Annotated in this window: 15 protein-coding genes and 3 pseudogenes; 3 read left to right on the top strand and 15 right to left on the bottom strand. The window is 46.3% G+C overall.

Annotated elements, in window-relative coordinates; all coding sequences use genetic code 11:
- Positions 1 to 132: 132 nt before the first annotated feature.
- The 9 genes from ACP26L_RS08245 to ACP26L_RS08205 all read right to left on the bottom strand — a co-directional run bounded on the left by ACP26L_RS08245 (position 133) and on the right by ACP26L_RS08205 (position 7,630).
- Positions 133 to 1,128, bottom strand: a complete 996-nt coding sequence (locus ACP26L_RS08245) for a DUF3231 family protein (RefSeq protein WP_426452040.1) — start codon at positions 1,126 to 1,128, stop codon at positions 133 to 135.
- A gap of 361 nt (positions 1,129 to 1,489) precedes the next feature.
- Positions 1,490 to 3,460, bottom strand: a complete 1,971-nt coding sequence (locus ACP26L_RS08240; RefSeq protein ID WP_426452039.1) for a methyl-accepting chemotaxis protein — start codon at positions 3,458 to 3,460, stop codon at positions 1,490 to 1,492.
- Between the two features lie 342 nt (positions 3,461 to 3,802).
- Positions 3,803 to 4,045, bottom strand: a complete 243-nt coding sequence (locus ACP26L_RS08235) for a transposase (protein WP_426454863.1) — start codon at positions 4,043 to 4,045, stop codon at positions 3,803 to 3,805.
- A 580-nt stretch (positions 4,046 to 4,625) separates the two neighbouring features.
- Positions 4,626 to 4,799, bottom strand: coding sequence for a hypothetical protein (locus ACP26L_RS08230; RefSeq protein WP_426452038.1), 174 nt, complete (start codon positions 4,797 to 4,799; stop codon positions 4,626 to 4,628).
- Between the two features lie 56 nt (positions 4,800 to 4,855).
- Positions 4,856 to 5,401, bottom strand: coding sequence for a hypothetical protein (locus tag ACP26L_RS08225; RefSeq protein ID WP_426452037.1), 546 nt, complete (start codon positions 5,399 to 5,401; stop codon positions 4,856 to 4,858).
- On the bottom strand, positions 5,398 to 5,877 hold the full coding sequence (locus ACP26L_RS08220) for a hypothetical protein (protein WP_426452036.1): 480 nt from the start codon (positions 5,875 to 5,877) through the stop codon (positions 5,398 to 5,400). Before ACP26L_RS08220 ends, ACP26L_RS08225 begins: the two co-directional genes overlap by 4 nt.
- Before the next feature lie 242 nt (positions 5,878 to 6,119).
- Positions 6,120 to 6,515, bottom strand: coding sequence for a phage holin, LLH family (locus ACP26L_RS08215; protein WP_426452035.1), 396 nt, complete (start codon positions 6,513 to 6,515; stop codon positions 6,120 to 6,122).
- Between the two features lie 2 nt (positions 6,516 to 6,517).
- Entirely contained in the window at positions 6,518 to 6,787 is a 270-nt protein-coding gene (locus tag ACP26L_RS08210; RefSeq protein WP_426452034.1) for a hypothetical protein, read from the bottom strand.
- A gap of 513 nt (positions 6,788 to 7,300) precedes the next feature.
- Complete coding sequence (locus ACP26L_RS08205) at positions 7,301 to 7,630, bottom strand: MerR family transcriptional regulator (protein WP_426452033.1); 330 nt, start codon at positions 7,628 to 7,630, stop codon at positions 7,301 to 7,303.
- A gap of 79 nt (positions 7,631 to 7,709) precedes the next feature.
- Between ACP26L_RS08205 and ACP26L_RS08200 the strand changes: the two genes are divergently transcribed.
- On the top strand, positions 7,710 to 8,594 hold the full coding sequence (locus ACP26L_RS08200; protein ID WP_426452032.1) for an SDR family oxidoreductase: 885 nt from the start codon (positions 7,710 to 7,712) through the stop codon (positions 8,592 to 8,594).
- 667 nt (positions 8,595 to 9,261) lie between these two features.
- Here ACP26L_RS08200 and ACP26L_RS08195 read toward each other — a convergent pair.
- Positions 9,262 to 10,272 carry a DUF3231 family protein gene (locus ACP26L_RS08195; RefSeq protein ID WP_426452031.1) on the bottom strand — a complete coding sequence of 337 codons (1,011 nt, stop codon included), beginning with the start codon at positions 10,270 to 10,272 and terminating at the stop codon, positions 9,262 to 9,264.
- A 578-nt stretch (positions 10,273 to 10,850) separates the two neighbouring features.
- On the opposite strand from ACP26L_RS08195, the gene ACP26L_RS08190 reads away from it, so the two are divergent.
- On the top strand, positions 10,851 to 11,945 hold the full coding sequence (locus ACP26L_RS08190; protein WP_426452030.1) for a BclA C-terminal domain-containing protein: 1,095 nt from the start codon (positions 10,851 to 10,853) through the stop codon (positions 11,943 to 11,945).
- A gap of 524 nt (positions 11,946 to 12,469) precedes the next feature.
- On the opposite strand, the gene ACP26L_RS08185 is transcribed toward ACP26L_RS08190, so the two are convergent.
- The 3 genes and pseudogenes from ACP26L_RS08185 to ACP26L_RS08175 all read right to left on the bottom strand — a co-directional run.
- Positions 12,470 to 13,147: a helix-turn-helix domain-containing protein gene (locus tag ACP26L_RS08185; RefSeq protein WP_426452029.1), complete on the bottom strand. Its 678-nt coding sequence runs from the start codon at positions 13,145 to 13,147 to the stop codon at positions 12,470 to 12,472.
- 108 nt (positions 13,148 to 13,255) lie between these two features.
- Positions 13,256 to 13,729 carry an ArsI/CadI family heavy metal resistance metalloenzyme gene (locus ACP26L_RS08180; protein WP_426454861.1) on the bottom strand — a complete coding sequence of 158 codons (474 nt, stop codon included), beginning with the start codon at positions 13,727 to 13,729 and terminating at the stop codon, positions 13,256 to 13,258.
- A gap of 5 nt (positions 13,730 to 13,734) precedes the next feature.
- Positions 13,735 to 14,079, bottom strand: a pseudogene (locus ACP26L_RS08175) (arsenate reductase); the annotation flags it as partial.
- Positions 14,080 to 14,164: 85 nt separating this feature from the next.
- Here ACP26L_RS08175 and ACP26L_RS08170 point away from each other — a divergent pair.
- Positions 14,165 to 15,817 carry a transposase gene (locus ACP26L_RS08170; protein WP_426454859.1) on the top strand — a complete coding sequence of 551 codons (1,653 nt, stop codon included), beginning with the start codon at positions 14,165 to 14,167 and terminating at the stop codon, positions 15,815 to 15,817.
- A gap of 122 nt (positions 15,818 to 15,939) precedes the next feature.
- On the opposite strand, the pseudogene ACP26L_RS08165 reads toward ACP26L_RS08170, so the two are convergent.
- Positions 15,940 to 16,023, bottom strand: a pseudogene (locus ACP26L_RS08165) (arsenate reductase); the annotation flags it as partial.
- Positions 16,024 to 16,096: 73 nt separating this feature from the next.
- A pseudogene (locus ACP26L_RS08160) lies at positions 16,097 to 16,402 on the bottom strand (ArsR/SmtB family transcription factor); the annotation flags it as partial.
- Between the last annotated feature and the right edge of the window lie 115 nt (positions 16,403 to 16,517).

Here is a 16,517-nt window from a genome sequence, read left to right as displayed (position 1 = left end):
CACTGCAGGAAACATTCGCTAAACCCCATGGAGAGGACTACCGGAAAAATGGTTTGATTCCATCACCTTAGTCTCCCCTTTAAACATGATCAGGGAATAGGCCGCGCGGCGATCTGCTTCCTAGGTTATCCCCTAACTTCGTATGGCAACACGATCTGGAGCTTGAGGCGGTTGCTCCATCCATGTATTTTTAATCATTATTTTCGCACCGTCATCCGAAAATTCGAGTACCTCCTTTAATAACTGCATATACTGCGCGCCTAAATCTTTTCTTAAGCTGCCCCCAATTGATGCTCCATAACTCGCAACACTTGTAGCGTTTAAAGTGCCCGTATGGAACATCATTAATTTGTCGGAGAATGCAGGGGAAGTTGTTTTGGAAATAGTAGAATCCCACGCGCTCGGTAAAGGCAGATCATCTTTTAAAAGTATTTCTCTAAAAACCTCCTCATGGTTTTCCCCAATTTCTTTCCCTCTTGTGAAATATTCCTTCACTTCTGGCGATTGAGCGATTTGAGAAAAACCCAATATAAACGTACGTCCAATCGAATTGGTTTCCAAGTTTTTGGAAATATGAGAGAGCTCAACGGCATTAATAGGTCTGTGGCGACCTAATAATCCAGATAGAAATGTTTCTTGCTCTACATATTCTACTTGTTCAGGTACAGGGATGATGGGTGGACGAATATATACGCCTTTTTGCAAAAGCAATTCGGATGCGACGTTGAATTGGGAAGATAACGACCCAACAATTTTTGTAAAATAATTACGCACATCCGCTCTCGTTGATAATTCGAGTGATATCGCTGCAGTTGTGGTTCCAAATGCCGACATATACTTTATATATCGCAGTGCGAAGATATCAGAATATAGGCGGGGGGCATCCAGATTTACATCACCTTCATTGAAGCCCAAAGGGACAGGCACCTTTTCAGCCTCAAAAATTTGTTTTGATCCTTCTATTGCGAATTGGATGTTACTCAGCGCTGTTTTTAGCAAATAGTCTGCACTTTTATCTTCATTAACCTTGTGAAAATGTTTAACAATACAATTCACTGCCGTGTTTTGCATATATGCATTCCACAAAACACCCAATTCAGAAGAGGTTAATTTGGAATTATGGTCCATACTCGTCGGATCACTCCTTCAATAACCAGATAGTTAATGTTACTATTCCACAGTAAAATTTTGTTATACAGGAAGCAGATGATCTCACTTATGAAACAATTCTGCCAGGTAGTTTAACGATTGCGCTCGCCTAAAAAATCTCCAACTTTGAAACGAAAGGAACGACAAAGAGCCCCCCACCCTTGGAGGGCCTTGAGAAAGTTCCATTTATTACGTATCACTTATATGTGCGCATGTTCTTCAGTACATCTAAGTTATAGGTGATGATCTTTGATGACCTATGTATATAATGGGACTCGGTTTTTAATTCTCATTTAGCAAAAAAAGGCTGCCGGACCATGCCGGCAGCCGAATCATAAATTCACACTCTAAAGATCTTTATGCATTCCTCTAATTCAGCGGAAACACTCTTCAGATTTTCTCCAACAGCAGCTATTTCTTGAGTCGTCGCGGTCAACTCCTCAGCTGAAGCAGCCATTTCCTCAGTCGCTGCGGAAGTCTGCTCGGCTATGGCAGAGATGGACTCGATTCTTCCAACAATATCATCTTTCTGAAGGATTGCCCGGTTTGTAGCATCCACCGATCGCTTCAATTGCGGCGTCGTTTCCATTACCGATTTCAAGATGGCTACGAAAGCGGCGGACATATGCTCGACCGTCTGGATTTGCAATGCAAGCTTATGATTCATTGCCTCGCTTGATTGTACCGCCGCGGTTGCATCCGTTGTAACTGAGCTGACAATATCCTCTATAGAGCCGGTTAAGTGTTTGGATTGATCTGCTAGCTTCTTAACCTCCTGGGCAACAACCGCAAAGCCTTTGCCCGCTTCTCCAGCCCTTGCCGCTTCGATCGATGCGTTTAAGGACAACATATTGGTTTGATCGGATATCGTCTTGATTTCATTCGCAATGTGTCCGATTTTATTAACGTTCTGATCCAGGTCACCAAGCGTCTTTACCAAGCCTGCAAAGGAACTCTCCACCCCTTGAATCGATTCTTCAAGCTGCTTCAGACTCTGGCTACCATCGTTTGACAGCCGTTCGGTTAATTCAGATCCTCGCTTGACTGATTCCATGGAGTCGTAAATATGGTTAATCGCTTGGCTAAAATCATTGGCACTATTAAGAATATGCGTCAATTCCTCCGATTGATTGGTCACTCCTGTTGCGCTTTCACTCGCAGCGGTTGCTACCTCCTGAGACGAGTGGGCTATCTGTACCGATGTCGACGACAAGCCGACTGCATGCCCGCTTACATCTGAAGATTGCCTCTGAATGTTGTAAACAATGGTCCGGAGAGAATCAAGCATTGAGTTGATGCTTTGGGCCAGCTGCCCAATCTCGTCTTGGCTGCGCACAATCAACTTCCCGGTTAAATTGCCCACAGCTATAGATTGTGTCATCTCCGAAATCTCAAGTATTGGCTTCGTCGCCTTTTTAGCGACAATAACGGCTACAACTATGACAATCACAAGAACGATTAAGAGAAAGACCGTTGAGAAGATTGTTTCTTTCCAGCCACCTGCTTCCACTAACGAAAGCGGCACCTCAGTGCTAACAATCCACCCGGTTGCCTGATTTCTCAAATAACTGGTTATGACCCTTTCTCCTTTTGGATTGGCCATTTCCACCGAGCCCCTATTCCCCGCCAATGCATCCTTCATAAACTCGGTTTGGCTCAAGTCGATGCGATCCTCTGCTTTTGATAATTGAATGGTAGGGTGGGCAATCAATTTCCCTTTCTCGTCGGCTACAAACACCGTTGCTCCATCCTTTGAACGCTGTTGCACAAATTCAATCAGCTTGGTCACATCCATCGAACCCTGTATAACCCCTATTATTTTGCCGCCCGGATGATCGTATACGGGTGCGGCTAGAACGGTAATCAATAGACCACTCTGCTTGCTTACCAATATTTCCGATATGACTTCCGCCTTACCATTTACGGCATCCTGATAAAATTGTCTGTCAGCAATATTGTTGAGCGATCCGTCGCCACTGCGAACAATTTGCATACCGTTTGTGTTGGTGAGGACAATTCCACCTTTGAATTCAGGACTGACTTGCAGCGCCTCCTCCAGCACGTTCTTTATTTCGATCGTGTTCATGGAACGTATCACAGGATCTTGTGCAAGCAACTTAAGCGTTCCCATGTTTTTCTTTATTAACGAAGTAATCTCAAGATCTACTTCCCTAGATAGTGCAACATTTTTTTCGATGGCGTGGGCTTTTTCATTTTTAAATGTGGATTGAATCGACATGACAGAGGACAAAATTAGCGGCACTGCGCAGATCGTAAGTAGAAGTAAGGCAAGCTTATTCTTTAGTCTCATGAGATGATCTCCTTAGATTGTAATAAACCAAAATTTATCAGCCTTATATAATTAAAAATATCGGTTGCGTCTTAGTTCAATTTTACTGTAAAAAAGCACCAACCTGTTCTTCAGACTGATAAACCAGTCATGCATAACAGATTAGGTGCTAATATTTGATCCTTAGGATTTTATAAAATGTAACTCGCTGGTTTCGTCCGCCTATTTACACGGAGAAAATCCAAAACCTGTATTGTAGCTAGTGCCCTTTCAGACAACCTTGATCTTCTTTTGCTCTCGGAGTATAGCGGCATGACGTTTTATTTTTATTCCTCCAACGGAGGTAAGCTTGGATGGCCGAAGCTAAGCTAAGTCCTTATGCTTTGAAAAGTCACTGCCTTCCATCACAAATTTACGCAGTGGACCGAAGTGACATTCAATCCGGTTGAGCCAGGATGCATACGTAGGCGTAAATACAAGCTCAACATTGCTTGTCTCTGCCCACTCTTTGACCTTTTTGTGATGGTGCGGCGAGAAGTTATCGAGAATAATGTACAGCTTCTCAGAACGATGAAACCGCCGCCGAAGCACTTTGAAAAATCGCAGAATATTACTATGCTTCAGCCTTTACCTCGGTAGGGCTGAAGAGAAAGTGGACCGAACTCATCGATACAAATTACACGCCATCGGCTGGGCTGCTTTCGTAAAGCGATTCGAATCGTTTTTTTATTCTCGAATTCGGCATCGCTCGATTCAGCCCCCTGTTCACAGACACAGGGGGCTCTTTTATGTCCACGGACATTTTCTCATCTTCAGTCATTAAAATATCTGGTTTGAGTATGAACAGGCTGCCCCCGGCTGGTCGGAGCATCTCGCTCGTACGGGTCAATGACGAGCATTGCCTGGGGAACCGTAGGCGACCACTCGATGTACTGCTCTCTTGCAAGCACCTCGAGCACTTTGTAGATACCTTTTTTACTGCGTCCGGTCTTGATCATTAACTCATCGATTCACGGGCACCGATGTCGGCCACTCCAGTAGTTGGCCAGGATTCTCAATACCTTGCGCTCAATATCCTGAAGCATCGATAATCACCTCCGTTCGCATTATATGCGAACATATTCTGTGTTATCAAGCCGGAATAACGTTCTTTACACAATCCAGGTTGATCCCCATCAAACCTTCGTCAATGCCCTAAGAGTATGAATGCAGGAGAAAAATCTTCGAGTATGTCGATGCTGATTTCTTTAAAATGTCCTACGCTTGTTTCTTCTCCCTCACCCAGATCGTATAGACTATGATCATCCGTCCAGGTTTCAGAGCATTGCGTTCCACTTTTATCATCAAAGTCCACCTCCATAATCAATATCGGCAGGTGGACATAATTTCCATAGCGAAACCTACATTCCATTTATCTCATGTGAGCCTTCTCCTGAGTACATATTTTTTGGATTCTTTCATCTTGGGAGCGGCCATAATCGGTTGTCTAGACTTTACGCTGTCCAAATATATCCCCGTTAAGGTTTGGGTTACCAGGAACACGGGGAATGAATAAGGCACCTTGTACCCTTTCTGAAATGTAATAATCTCCAGAAGGGTGAACCCCCACTGCGCCGCCACCCCAACGACGGACCAGGCCAACACATAAGGAACGAACGTTTTTTTATTGATCCGCAGGATTTCATAGAAATAAAAGAAGTAATAGCCGAATGGCGCAAAGAGAAAGTAATACAGAAAATCGAAGACTTCAAAATGGTTCGTATCATTCACCATATAGAAATCCAAAAGACCTCCGCCGATTGTAAAATCAAACAATACGCCAACGGCAAATCCCCACAGCAGGGTGAGCGTCCGGACTTGGGGCGTTAATTTCCTGGGAAGAAAGAAAATCAGTAGATAGGCTCCTGCATTCAGGAACAGGATGGAAATCTCATTCAGGTTAAAGTTCACCCATAATGTCATGCGCGCTCAGCCTCGCTTCGGCCCTGGCCCGAGTGTTGGAAGTACTTCAAGAAGTAATAAGCAATGACATGCAGCAGAGCAAAATAAGCGACGTCATAAATCATATGCCATCGAACCGCCCGGGTGATGCCAAAATAGCGGCCGATAAGTACAAAGGCTTCAAGAAGCAGTACCGAGAGACTAGCCATCAGGAGGGTTCTTAGCCTGGATGCAGACTGTCTCATAAGGTTCATGGTGATGACCACGATCAGAGGGATGGTGACGCTGCGTTGGATCAGGAAGGCCGTATAGTTAACCGGCTGCTTAGAGATCTTAATGAGCTTCAGCTCTTCAAAAATGATCCACGACCAATGGATGTTGATGATGAGGATAAGCAGCAGCAGTACGGTATTTTCGACAAGAGTGAGCCGCTTCTTCATTAATGTGAATCCTGCGATCACAAGCCACGCGACAAAAAAGAAAAATGCAAACCCCACGGCGGGAACCCCCCTTAACACCTTAGCGTATCACTTGGTATTGTTACATCCTGACAAATAAATATTCATCCGAGGGGGAAATGGATGGTATGGTTTTGCAACTACGAATGGTTCGAGTGGCTTAACCCGCCCCTAAGTACTCGTATGAATTTAACTTTTTCGCATGTCATATCGGTATAACATGGAATTTTTAACACACAAAAAACTCCCCCACCAGCCGAAGCCAGTTGGGGGACTTTGCGTCAGATCACTTTTTGGTCGCTGCTCGTTCCGGAGTCAATCAGTTTGGCAGGCTGAACCTTTGCATTGTGATCAAGCCATGCTTTATGGATTGACGCCTTGATCTCATCCCCGGAAAGGTTGATACCCAGCTGCGCCAGCTTCTTCGATGCATACTCGTATGCCGCGTCCAGCTTTGCCTCTCCGCCCATCCCTTTGAAAAGTGTCTCAGCGTGAGCGAAAGCCTCTGTGCCGACCTTCTTCAGAGCTTCACGCTGTTCATTCGTCGTCTGTGCTTTGTACAGCTCCAGCGCCTTCTTTTTGACCTGCCGGAGGCCCGCAAGTGCGAGAAGTGCGGCAATGGTCAGGACGGACTGGGCAATTTCAGTGATATGAGGTTGAATGATTTCCATGATCATGATTAGATCGCTCCCTTTTCGGATAATTTTTTGAGGACCACTGCAAGCTCGGCGAATTCAACTGGTTCGTTGGGGTCATGCGGGTTTTCAATGCCGCCTTGTGCTGCAAGCCAATCGAGGGCTTCCTGCTTCCATGCTTCGCCGGACGGTGAGGCTGCCGGTGGTGCTATTGGCTCCGGCTCCTCGATCCAAATCAATAGGGCGTGATTCACCACGCGTTCCCCGGCCCCCTGGTTCTGGCCCAAGCTGCCCTTGCCCTTCTGGGCGAACACGCTGGATCCGCCGCCGTCGAAATTGAGCGCCCAGGTGCAGCCCTTCGATTGCTGTTGTAAAACAATTCAACACCTTCTGTTCCCGCATGCGCTCAAACGGAACTATCTAGCCCACACTACCTATACCCCTGAACTCCTATTTAACTTGCATATTGAAATCCTGCGAATGAGCGAGCATTCGTGAGAAAATCCTTATTTTCTGAGGGAGCTTAACAAATTTTAACAAAGAAAAAGGGATGCCTCCATACATCATCTGGAGGACATCCCCTCAATTACGCGTATCACTTATATGTGCGTATATTCTTCAGTTCATCTAAGTTATAGGTGATGCAGTGTGATGACCTATATATATGATGGTACTCACTTCTAAATCCTTCCTTAGTGGAAAAAAGGCTGCCGGATAATAACCGGCAGCCCATTGCTTCATTGAACTATCGTATCCCGATAGATACATGGTTTGAGATCTTTGTTAATGCTCAACGGAGATCTTAACACGTTATGATCGCTGTTTTATTATCTGTCCTCTTGTAGTTTATCTAAGTCCTCTAGATTTTTGAAAAAATTGATTTTAAGATCGACTTTCTTCAGCGTCTTTTCAAGTTCCTTCATTTGATCGATAACTTTCCGGCGATAAGCTTCCATAAACTCTCGTCGTGCTGTTGTTGTTGAGACCTCACTATTATGCAAGGCGATAAACTGCTGCATCTCCCGAATGGGCATCCCCATCGCTCGAAAGTAACTTAAAACTTGAAACCATGCGATATCGGACTCTGAATACAGACGATATCCATTTTCGTTCCGTTCTATACCGTCAACTAACCCAATTTGCTCATAGTATCGCAACTATATTGCTATTGAGTGCACTCTATACTTTATCATTGCAAATGTAAGTAATGATTTTCATTTTAGGGAGGAATTCATTATGCGTGTTTTTGTTACCGGAGCAACTGGATTCATCGGATCTGCGGTTGTTCGCGATCTCATCGAGGCAGGTCATCAGGTTATCGGGCTTGCCCGCTCGGACACAGCCGCCGCAGCCTTGATGGCCGCCGGCGCCGACGTGCACCGCGGCTCCCTCGACGACCTCGACGTCCTACGCAGCGGCGCCCTAACAGCGGACGGCGTCATTCACCTGGCCTTCATTCACGACTTCTCGGACTTTGCGGCCGCGGCCGAGACCGACAGACAGGCGATCGAGGCGATCGGATCAGCGCTCGAGGGCTCCGACAAACCATTCGTGGTCACCTCGGGGACGCTCATGCTCACACCTGGACGCCTCGGGACGGAAGTTGACGAGCCGATCCCGGTTACGCCGCGTCGCTCCGAGGAGGCGGCGATCGCGCTAGCTAAGCGCGGGGTGCGATCATCTGTCGTCCGACTCGCACCGTCCGTCCATGGTGAGGGCGAGCAGGGCTTCGTACCGACCCTCATCGGGATCGCGCGCCAAAAAGGGGTTTCGGCATATGTGGGAGATGGACGCAACCGGTGGCCGGCAGTGCATCGGTTGGATGCGGCACGACTCTTCAGACTGGTGCTTGAGAAGGGCGACACGGGAGCCATATATCACGGGGTCGCCGAAGAGGGAGTGCCCTTTCGGGATATTGCCGGCGTCATCGGTCGTCAACTAAACCTGCCGGTGCGCAGCATAACCCGTGAAGAGGCAGACGCTCACTTCGGGTGGCTCTCCTTCGCCGCTTCCACCGACAATCCAACCTCGAGCGAGCTGACTAAGGAACGCTTAGGATGGCAGCCAGTGTACCCTGCTCTGATCGCGGACCTTGAACAGGGCCACTACTTCAACAACTGAAATACCTCGTTATCTCTAGTGGCAATTTGGGGCCATCCTTTGTGGGACGCCCTTCGCTTTCGAACGAATTAATTCTAATCCTGCCTTCTGTCTTCTTAAAACTTGCCGTTACTTGTGGTACGGTTCACCGTAACGTATCAAAACACAAAGTACAGTTTGACCCCCATAAAATATACAAAGCCACTCCTGACAATGGAGTGGCTCTTTGGATAGACTTCTCTTTATCGAACTATCGTTTCACATTAATTCAACGAGTTACTTTTAACTTTAAGCAAAATAACCCTAATTGCTATCCTTATTCCAAGACCAATGGGTAGAAAAAGAAACGGCAACCAAATTGGACCTAACAAAACTCCAAATATCTTGAGCCTGGGGGAGTAAATCACCCCAAGTGTTAACAAGTATGCCGCTAGTACGAAAGGAAGGTAGAACATCAGCCATTGATAATCGGCTTCATCGATTGCCTGGTTTATTTCTCCGTGGAAACTTAGAAGAATGACTTGGTTAAAATTCGCTTGGCTATTTACAAGAAATACCAGACCAATAAATAATATACCTTTTATGTATTTACCGCTTAAAAGCTGGGCAACTCCTGGAAAGGCAATATTTTATAGCAATTGCTCCAGCTTATTTTGTTTTTCCTCCATAATAAATTTTCTCATCCATTTTAAAATTTGATTAGTTGCTTACGCTGTTCCATTTGAGGAGGTTCTTCCATCCACCCATTCCTGATCATGATTTTTGCACCTTCATGGGCATATTGGAAAATATCTTTCATTATAATTACTATTTTAGCTGGCAGATCATTCCGCAAGCTAAAAGCAGTTCCCACGGAATTACCCCCTATAGAAAAACTACAAAAAAGACTCGTACAATACATCATCATTTTATCGGAAAATGGGCTTACGGTTGAACGGGTGGCATTTCCACCTGACGGGCCAGGTGTTTGTATACCGCTTTGAAGAAGGGTTTCTTGCAACTCTTTAATTATACTCTTTGCAAGCTCTGCTCCCTTGAGAAAAAATTTTTTAACTTCGGGATCATTAGCACATTGAGCAAAACCTGTAATCATTTGCATCCCAGTAATATTTGTCTCAATGGCATGGTAAAGATGAGCAACCTCTACTGTATTCAATGTACGTTTTTCGCTAAAAGGATTTATCGCAAGTCCACCTAAGTAGCTTGTATCTTTTACAAATTCAACACTCTTTGGCATGGAGACATAAGGCGGTCGTGCAGTCATCCCTTTTTCGTTCAAATATTGAGTGCATGAGTTGTATACCCCTTGGGTAATGGATGTTAGTTCCTTAAAGAGCATTACAATATCTTCACGATATGACATAGTTATATTTAGCGTATGCAATGCCATACTAATTTCTTTCATTAGGCGTACGAACATAATATCGAATCCATTATCATATAACTTGGGTACTTCTTTGTTGACGTCTTGAGATGTGAATCCTACAGGTATTACTGCCCCTTCACTTTGGAATACTTCTGTAATTTTTTTAACATAGGGTCCAATTTCGTTGTACAAATCAGTCATAATTTTTGTAGCTTTTTCATCATCAGCTTTTTCAATAAAATATTCTAACATTCGCGAAACCATTGTTTTCTGTTGATATGTAATCCATAACGCGCCAAGTTCGGATGAAGTAATCCCAGGTTTTTCAGGCATAACTTTTACTCCTCCAATTTTTTTTGTGCCTTTATATTGCCCTTGAATTCTAAAAATACTCCAGTAGTATCCAATGCTTTCCCCGTTGAGTGTATTGAAAACTATCCTCAGTTAGCTACCCATGCCCCGGCAGGGCGCTTAATGAACTTTGCCAAAAAAGGGATATCTCCACCACATAATCTGGAGAGTATCCCTTTTTTTCACGTATCACTTATATGTGCGTGTATTCTTCAGTACACATAAGTTATAGGTGATATGATGCGATGACCTATGTATATGAAGCGACTCAGATTTTAACCCTCCTTTTGCGAAAAAAAAGCTGCCGGACCGTAACCGGCAGCCGAATGCTTCATTGAACTAACGTTCCCAGTATGCCATACCCCCCATATGATCCGATCCGGAGCTTGATGTAAACCAAGGAAAAGGGCCTGGATTTCTCATTTCATCAACTGCTACCTTCCGATTCGTCAGTTCATAAACCCAATATTCTAAGAATGGTTTTTAGTCTAGCCGCTACCCGGTTATTAGTCCATTCTTAAAACAAACGACTCACGTACACTGAACCATCTTATAGGGAGGTGTCGTTGTTGAGTTGTCTGGACAGAAAAAAACGGTGTAAAAAGAAAACGGTGATCGTGTGCCCTCCAAAAGAAAAAAAGAAGAAACGTTGTCATCGGGTTATTAAAAAAATTGTAACTAAAAAAATTGTGCGGGTACCGTCCTGCCCCCCGCTTAATGGACAGCAATTCCTTCAAGGCCTAGCGGAAGCCATTGCAGAAGCTGGACCTAGGGGACTTGCTGGAGCTCTTGGACCCCAAGGTGTTGCAGGACTTGTAGGTGCCATTGGCTCACTGGGACCCCAAGGACTTGCTGGAGCTCTTGGACCCCAAGGTGTGGCAGGACTTGTAGGTGCCATTGGCGCACTGGGACCCGAAGGGCTGGCAGGGGCACTTGGACCCCAAGGTGTGGCAGGACTTGTAGGTGCCATTGGCGCACTGGGACCCGAAGGACTGGCAGGGGCACTTGGACCCCAAGGTGTGGCAGGACTTGTAGGTGCCATTGGCGCACTGGGACCCGAAGGACTTGCTGGAGCTCTTGGTCCCCAAGGACTGGCAGGATTGGCCGGAGCGATTGGCGCCATTGGACCTGAGGGACTAGCTGGAGCTCTTGGTCCCCAAGGACTGATAGGAGCAACGGGCGCAACTGGACCGGCAGGAGCAACAGGCGCAACCGGCGCAACCGGACCGACGGGACCAGCCGGTGGTTTGGCCCAGTTCGGATATGTTTATAACCTGGGTGCCCAGGTGGTTCCGATAGAGGCGGACGTTACCTTTGATTCAAACGGTATTTTGACGCCGGGCATTACGCATGCACCGGGAACCAGCACCATTTCGGTGACCGATGCAGGAAACTATGAGATTAATTTTTCTGCTTCGGGTGTAGAGCCAAGTCAGTTCGCCATATTCCGCAATGGCGCTCTGGTTCCGGGAACGGTATACGGTTCAGGGGCCGGCACGCAGCAAAACACGGGGCAGGTGATCGCTGCACTCTCATCCGGTGATGTAATCACACTGAGGAATCATAGTTCATCTGCTGCAGTTACCCTTCAGACGCTTGCCGGCGGTACACAAACCAATGTGAACGCCTCGATTGTTATCAAGAGATTGAGCTAGGCAAAAATCCACATATGTGAAACATGGAGGGCAGCTCCAGTCGATAAATCGGGAGGAGGTTTGCGCAAATAGAGGGGGAAGAGCCACCGCACCTCTCATTTGTGCAGCCTCCGGGCCTTGACGAGTCCAAACAACTATAGACATCCATAGATCCTTTTTTGGGAAGATGGTTCCGTAGCAAATGCCACGTTTCCGGTAACAATTAATAAGGTAATGACAACTTTTAGGGAGATCATCCTCCATCACTCCTTCTAGATGTATCCCCCCCTAAGCTACATATTACAAACAGTGAGGTGGTAAACCTGGCCTTTTTTAGTAAAAACAGGGAGCAGCTGCCGTGCGGCGTTATCTGCCCCCCGTCAAGTAGACAGTACAAAAAATAAATCTTAAGCGGCCTTGGTCCTGTATTCCATTGGACTGAGGCCGTTTAGTTTTGCTTGTAATCGTTCGTTGCTGAATGCTGATCGACGCCTCTTCCTGAAGCGCTTGAATGGCAAGGTAGACGTTCTCATGGCGATACTGGCTTAGCTTCGCCTCCTTTGGATTTCCCGTAACTTTTTTAGAAATGCATTCTCCGCCCGCAGCCGTTCCATTTCGTATTCCATCTTCTTCATCTCGAGCTTCTGGCGATCGGCCTCCGTCAACTCTTCCGTCGCCTTCTTTCGTCCCCGGCCATCCTTTAACGCATCCGTACCGCCGGCTTCGAATTTCTTCACCCATTGATATACTTGCTGGTAGGAGACCTGAAACTGGCCAGCTGTCTTATGGTAGTCATGCTGATGTGCCAGGCAATAGTGGACGATATCAATCCTCTCATTCCACGTTGTAGAGAGACCCTTTGTCATAGCTTGTGCTTCCCCTTTGTAGGCTTTTAAGCTGCTAGTACTATTATACTTCTTAATCCAGTTAGAAAGCTGCGTTGTACTTGAGATCCTGTATTTGTCGATGATTTGGTATTTTGACAATCCACCCTCTACATAATCTTTCACCGCTTGAAGCTTCAACTCAGCGCTGTAACTTCGATTGCGAGTACTTCTTTCCAGTCCTTCATACCCATATAGCTTGTAACGACGCTGCCATTTCATTAGAGTTGTTTTATTCATACCGTATCTTTTGGTAGCAGCCATAAAACCAATTTTTCCACTTGAAACTTCTTCAAGGATAGCAAGTTTCTCCGAAGCAGAGTATTTTTCTTTAGACATGAAAAAGCTCCCCTTACCGTAGCAGGCTTTTATTATTTCACCTGTCTACCGTATGGGGAACATATCAGCTCGGCACCTGCTCCCTGTGTATTACACTAACTTGTTAAATTAACAACATCCTTCCTTTTTGAAGGAGCCGAACTCAATGGCTACTGGACCTGACGAAGGGACGCAGCAGAGAGATGCATCACGTGTTTCACCGGCACTTTCGAATTCCGAGTCCTCCTTTGTGAAAAAGATTTCCCATGCATTGCCGTCCGGGTCATGTACCCAAACTTTATCTTGCACCGCGTAACAGCAGGTAGTGTTCATTTCATCGATAAGTAAAAGCCCCGATGCCCGAAGGCGATCACCAATAGCCAGGACCTCATTAGTATCATTGACTTGAAAGCCCAAGTGGTTAAGGACGCCGTTCTTTTCAAAGGGGCGGACATTTAGGGAAAAATGTAGTGCCGGATTATCCAACTCAAATTTCGCATAGTTATCTTTTACTTTCGTCGGCTCAGTGCCAAAGAAAGCTTTGTAAAAGTCGATGGATTTCTGAAGATCGCTGCAGTTTACCGCTACGTGCATCCGTTTAATCATACTCATTTACCTTCTTTCACAAATTTTTCAATGCGATTTTTAATGGATTCCCGAACTTCACGGAATTTTGCCATGATTTCCTCTTCCGTGCCGGTTGCTTTCGCCGGGTCCTCGAAGCCCCAATGCCATCTTTGCGCGTTATCATTTTGAACTACTGGACAATGATCGTTAGCATGGCCGCAAAGCGTGATAATGTAGTCTGCTCCTTTTAGAATCTCGGGATCAATTACGTCTGAGGTATGACCTGTAATGTCAATGCCGGCCTCCCTCATCACCTCAACAGCCCGAGGATTTAGCCCATGCGCTTCAAGTCCAGCGCTTTTGACTACGTAGTTATCACCCCCCAAGAGAGTGTCGATTAATTACATCCTCTCGCACACTGCTAATGGTATAATGTGTTTATTGTGAGAGGAGGCGGCTCGGTTGAAGCAGGTGCGGTACAAACAATTAGATCAGATGTCATTTGCCGATTTGGAGGTATATTCGGTCTTGCCCGAGCATCCGGTCTGGAGTCGTGCAGCCGAACTGCTCGACTTCAGTTTCGCCGATGAAATCTGTGCACCGCTCTACTCCACACGTGGGCCAAGGCCGTATGCCCCCTCCCTGAAGCTGAAACTGCATATTGTGCAGCGTTATTACAATTTATCGGACCGTGAGATGGAAGAACGCGTGATCGGCGATTTGTTCATCAAACGGTTTTTGGGTTTGCCTGTAAGCTTTATTGGATTCGATCACAGCACGATCGGGCTGGACCGGGAACGAATGGGTTCTGCGCTGTTCGACGCCTGCCACCATCATATTCTAGCCCAAGCGAAGCAAAAGGGGCTGTGGGGCGACAATGAGGACGTCTGGCTGATCGATTCATTTCATACGAACGGACATATTGCTCGTTTGTCCGCTTACCGGCTTATTAAGCAAGCGATTCTTCGGGTAGTCAATCATCTCAAACGTGCCCACCCCGCACTGTACCGGCAGCTTGGACGCGAATTGGACCTGCAGCCCTTGACTCAAAAGCTGCCTGCAAAAGCCAATCCGGAAGACATTGCCGCTTCGTTCAGCCGGTTGGTTGTGCTTGCTTACGGACTGCTGCATTGGTTTGAAAAGGAAGCCGTACGTGCAGTGTTTTGGTCCTGGAAGAACCGTGATCGGCAGCTGACTTCCCTGGAGAGACAAGCGATTCTATTCCGCATTCTAACCGAGAATACCTTGCCCGGTGACCCGGAGGACCCGAATGATCCCGATCGGGCCTACCGCAAACGCCCGCGCAAAGAACGTCCTGCGAACCAACTGCTCAGCAGCATGGACCCCGATGCGCGAGTGAGCAAGAAACGTTCGATCACTTACAGAGGGGACAAAATCCAAGTCATCATGTCTGCCGCCAACGACATGGTGCTCCTGGCCGAGCCCGTCGCGGGCAATGAGACCGACGCACACCGCTTGCAGGAACTGCTGAAGGCAGTACAGCAGAAGCATGATGTGAAGCCTCACTCTGTCGTAGCGGACTCCGCATACGGCCGTGGTTACCACCGCCGCCATTTGAAAACCGAGGGGATTACATTTGCGGCACCTCTTCAGGCTGTGGGCGATAACTCTACGGGCTTGTACTCGAACGAAAAGTTTACTTATGATTCGAAAGGTGAGGCTGTAACTTGTCCCGCAGGACAAGTTACCCAGAAGAAAAACTACAATCGCCACCTTGAAGGAACGCAGTACAGTTTTCCAAAGCAAGTCTGCCATACCTACAGCCTTCGGGAGCAGTGCACAACAAGTGTGCAGGGGCGGACCGTGTTCATTAGCGACTATTACAACGAATTTCAAGAGGCCAAGACATTCAATAAGACTGAAGAAGCTAAAAAACTCTTCCAAAAGCGCAATGCGATCGAACGCAAGAATAACGAGTTGAAAAACCATAACGGCCTCGGGCACGCCCGTACTTACACAAGAGAGAGACGCCGCGTGTACGTGAAAGTCGTAAGCATGGTAGTCAACCTCAAACAACTCGTAAAACAAAGAAATCCACTGACCTTGGGGTTCGTTAGAAAACGTCCCCCTTGTTTGGTGCTGCCCGTTTTACAGGTTCAATGAAGCCAGTAAGTGGCAAAAGGCACCAAATGGGCGGTCGTATAAACCTCTATACCTCATTATTCTGCCGATTTTCCATTCTTGCAGATGAGGGAGCCATACGTGGGAGAATAAATCGACACTCTCCCCAACACCCTTAAAAATCCATCTGCTATTTGGCTCCTACAGGAATTACCTGTACAAAGAAAATACACTAGCTTCTTTTCCAATTTATCCAGCCCCTTACTTATGCAGCGTTTTACCATCACAGCAATTAGTTTCTTTTTCATTTGACGCTCCGCAACAGCTACTTCCTACTCGAGCCGGTTTGAAAATACAACACAGCTCCTCAGAGAGTATATGGCTTACCTGTTCTTGATTGATTTCGTAAAAACTCCAAGTGCCGCGCGTCTCTTTCGTAATAAAACCGGCATCAAGTAAGATCTTTAGGTGATAAGAAAGCTTGGATTGAGACATTTCAAAAATACTGGTGAGATCGCAAACGCAAGTATTTCCACGCTGAGTAAGTTCGTACATGATTTGAAGTCGTTTTTCATCGGCAAGGGCTTTGAATTTGGATTCGTAGTCTTTTAACGAAATATCGTTCACTGGGGCATCACCTCTATTAATCAACTTTTTTTGATTTAATTGGATGAATTCAATTTACCATTAAATCTGGCGCAGGTCAATTGCTTAATCAAAAAAAGTTGATTATACCCCTTGG

Origin of the sequence: Paenibacillus sp. S-38, from assembly GCF_049942825.1 — a bacterium.
In the GTDB taxonomy this organism is placed as follows: Bacteria; Bacillota; Bacilli; order Paenibacillales; family NBRC-103111; genus Paenibacillus_G.
This window is presented reverse-complemented; position numbering and strand designations above follow the sequence as displayed.

Bases quoted from the DNA above. Each gene is read 5' to 3' on its own strand.
- ACP26L_RS08245 (WP_426452040.1), bottom strand. From the start codon at position 1,128: ATGGACCATAATTCCAAATTAACCTCTTCTGAATTGGGTGTTTTGTGG.
- ACP26L_RS08240 (WP_426452039.1), bottom strand. From the start codon at position 3,460: ATGAGACTAAAGAATAAGCTTGCCTTACTTCTACTTACGATCTGCGCA.
- ACP26L_RS08230 (WP_426452038.1), bottom strand. From the start codon at position 4,799: ATGGAGGTGGACTTTGATGATAAAAGTGGAACGCAATGCTCTGAAACC.
- ACP26L_RS08225 (WP_426452037.1), bottom strand. From the start codon at position 5,401: ATGACATTATGGGTGAACTTTAACCTGAATGAGATTTCCATCCTGTTC.
- ACP26L_RS08215 (WP_426452035.1), bottom strand. From the start codon at position 6,515: ATGATCATGGAAATCATTCAACCTCATATCACTGAAATTGCCCAGTCC.
- ACP26L_RS08200 (WP_426452032.1), top strand. From the start codon at position 7,710: ATGCGTGTTTTTGTTACCGGAGCAACTGGATTCATCGGATCTGCGGTT.
- ACP26L_RS08195 (WP_426452031.1), bottom strand. From the start codon at position 10,272: ATGCCTGAAAAACCTGGGATTACTTCATCCGAACTTGGCGCGTTATGG.
- ACP26L_RS08185 (WP_426452029.1), bottom strand. From the start codon at position 13,147: ATGTCTAAAGAAAAATACTCTGCTTCGGAGAAACTTGCTATCCTTGAA.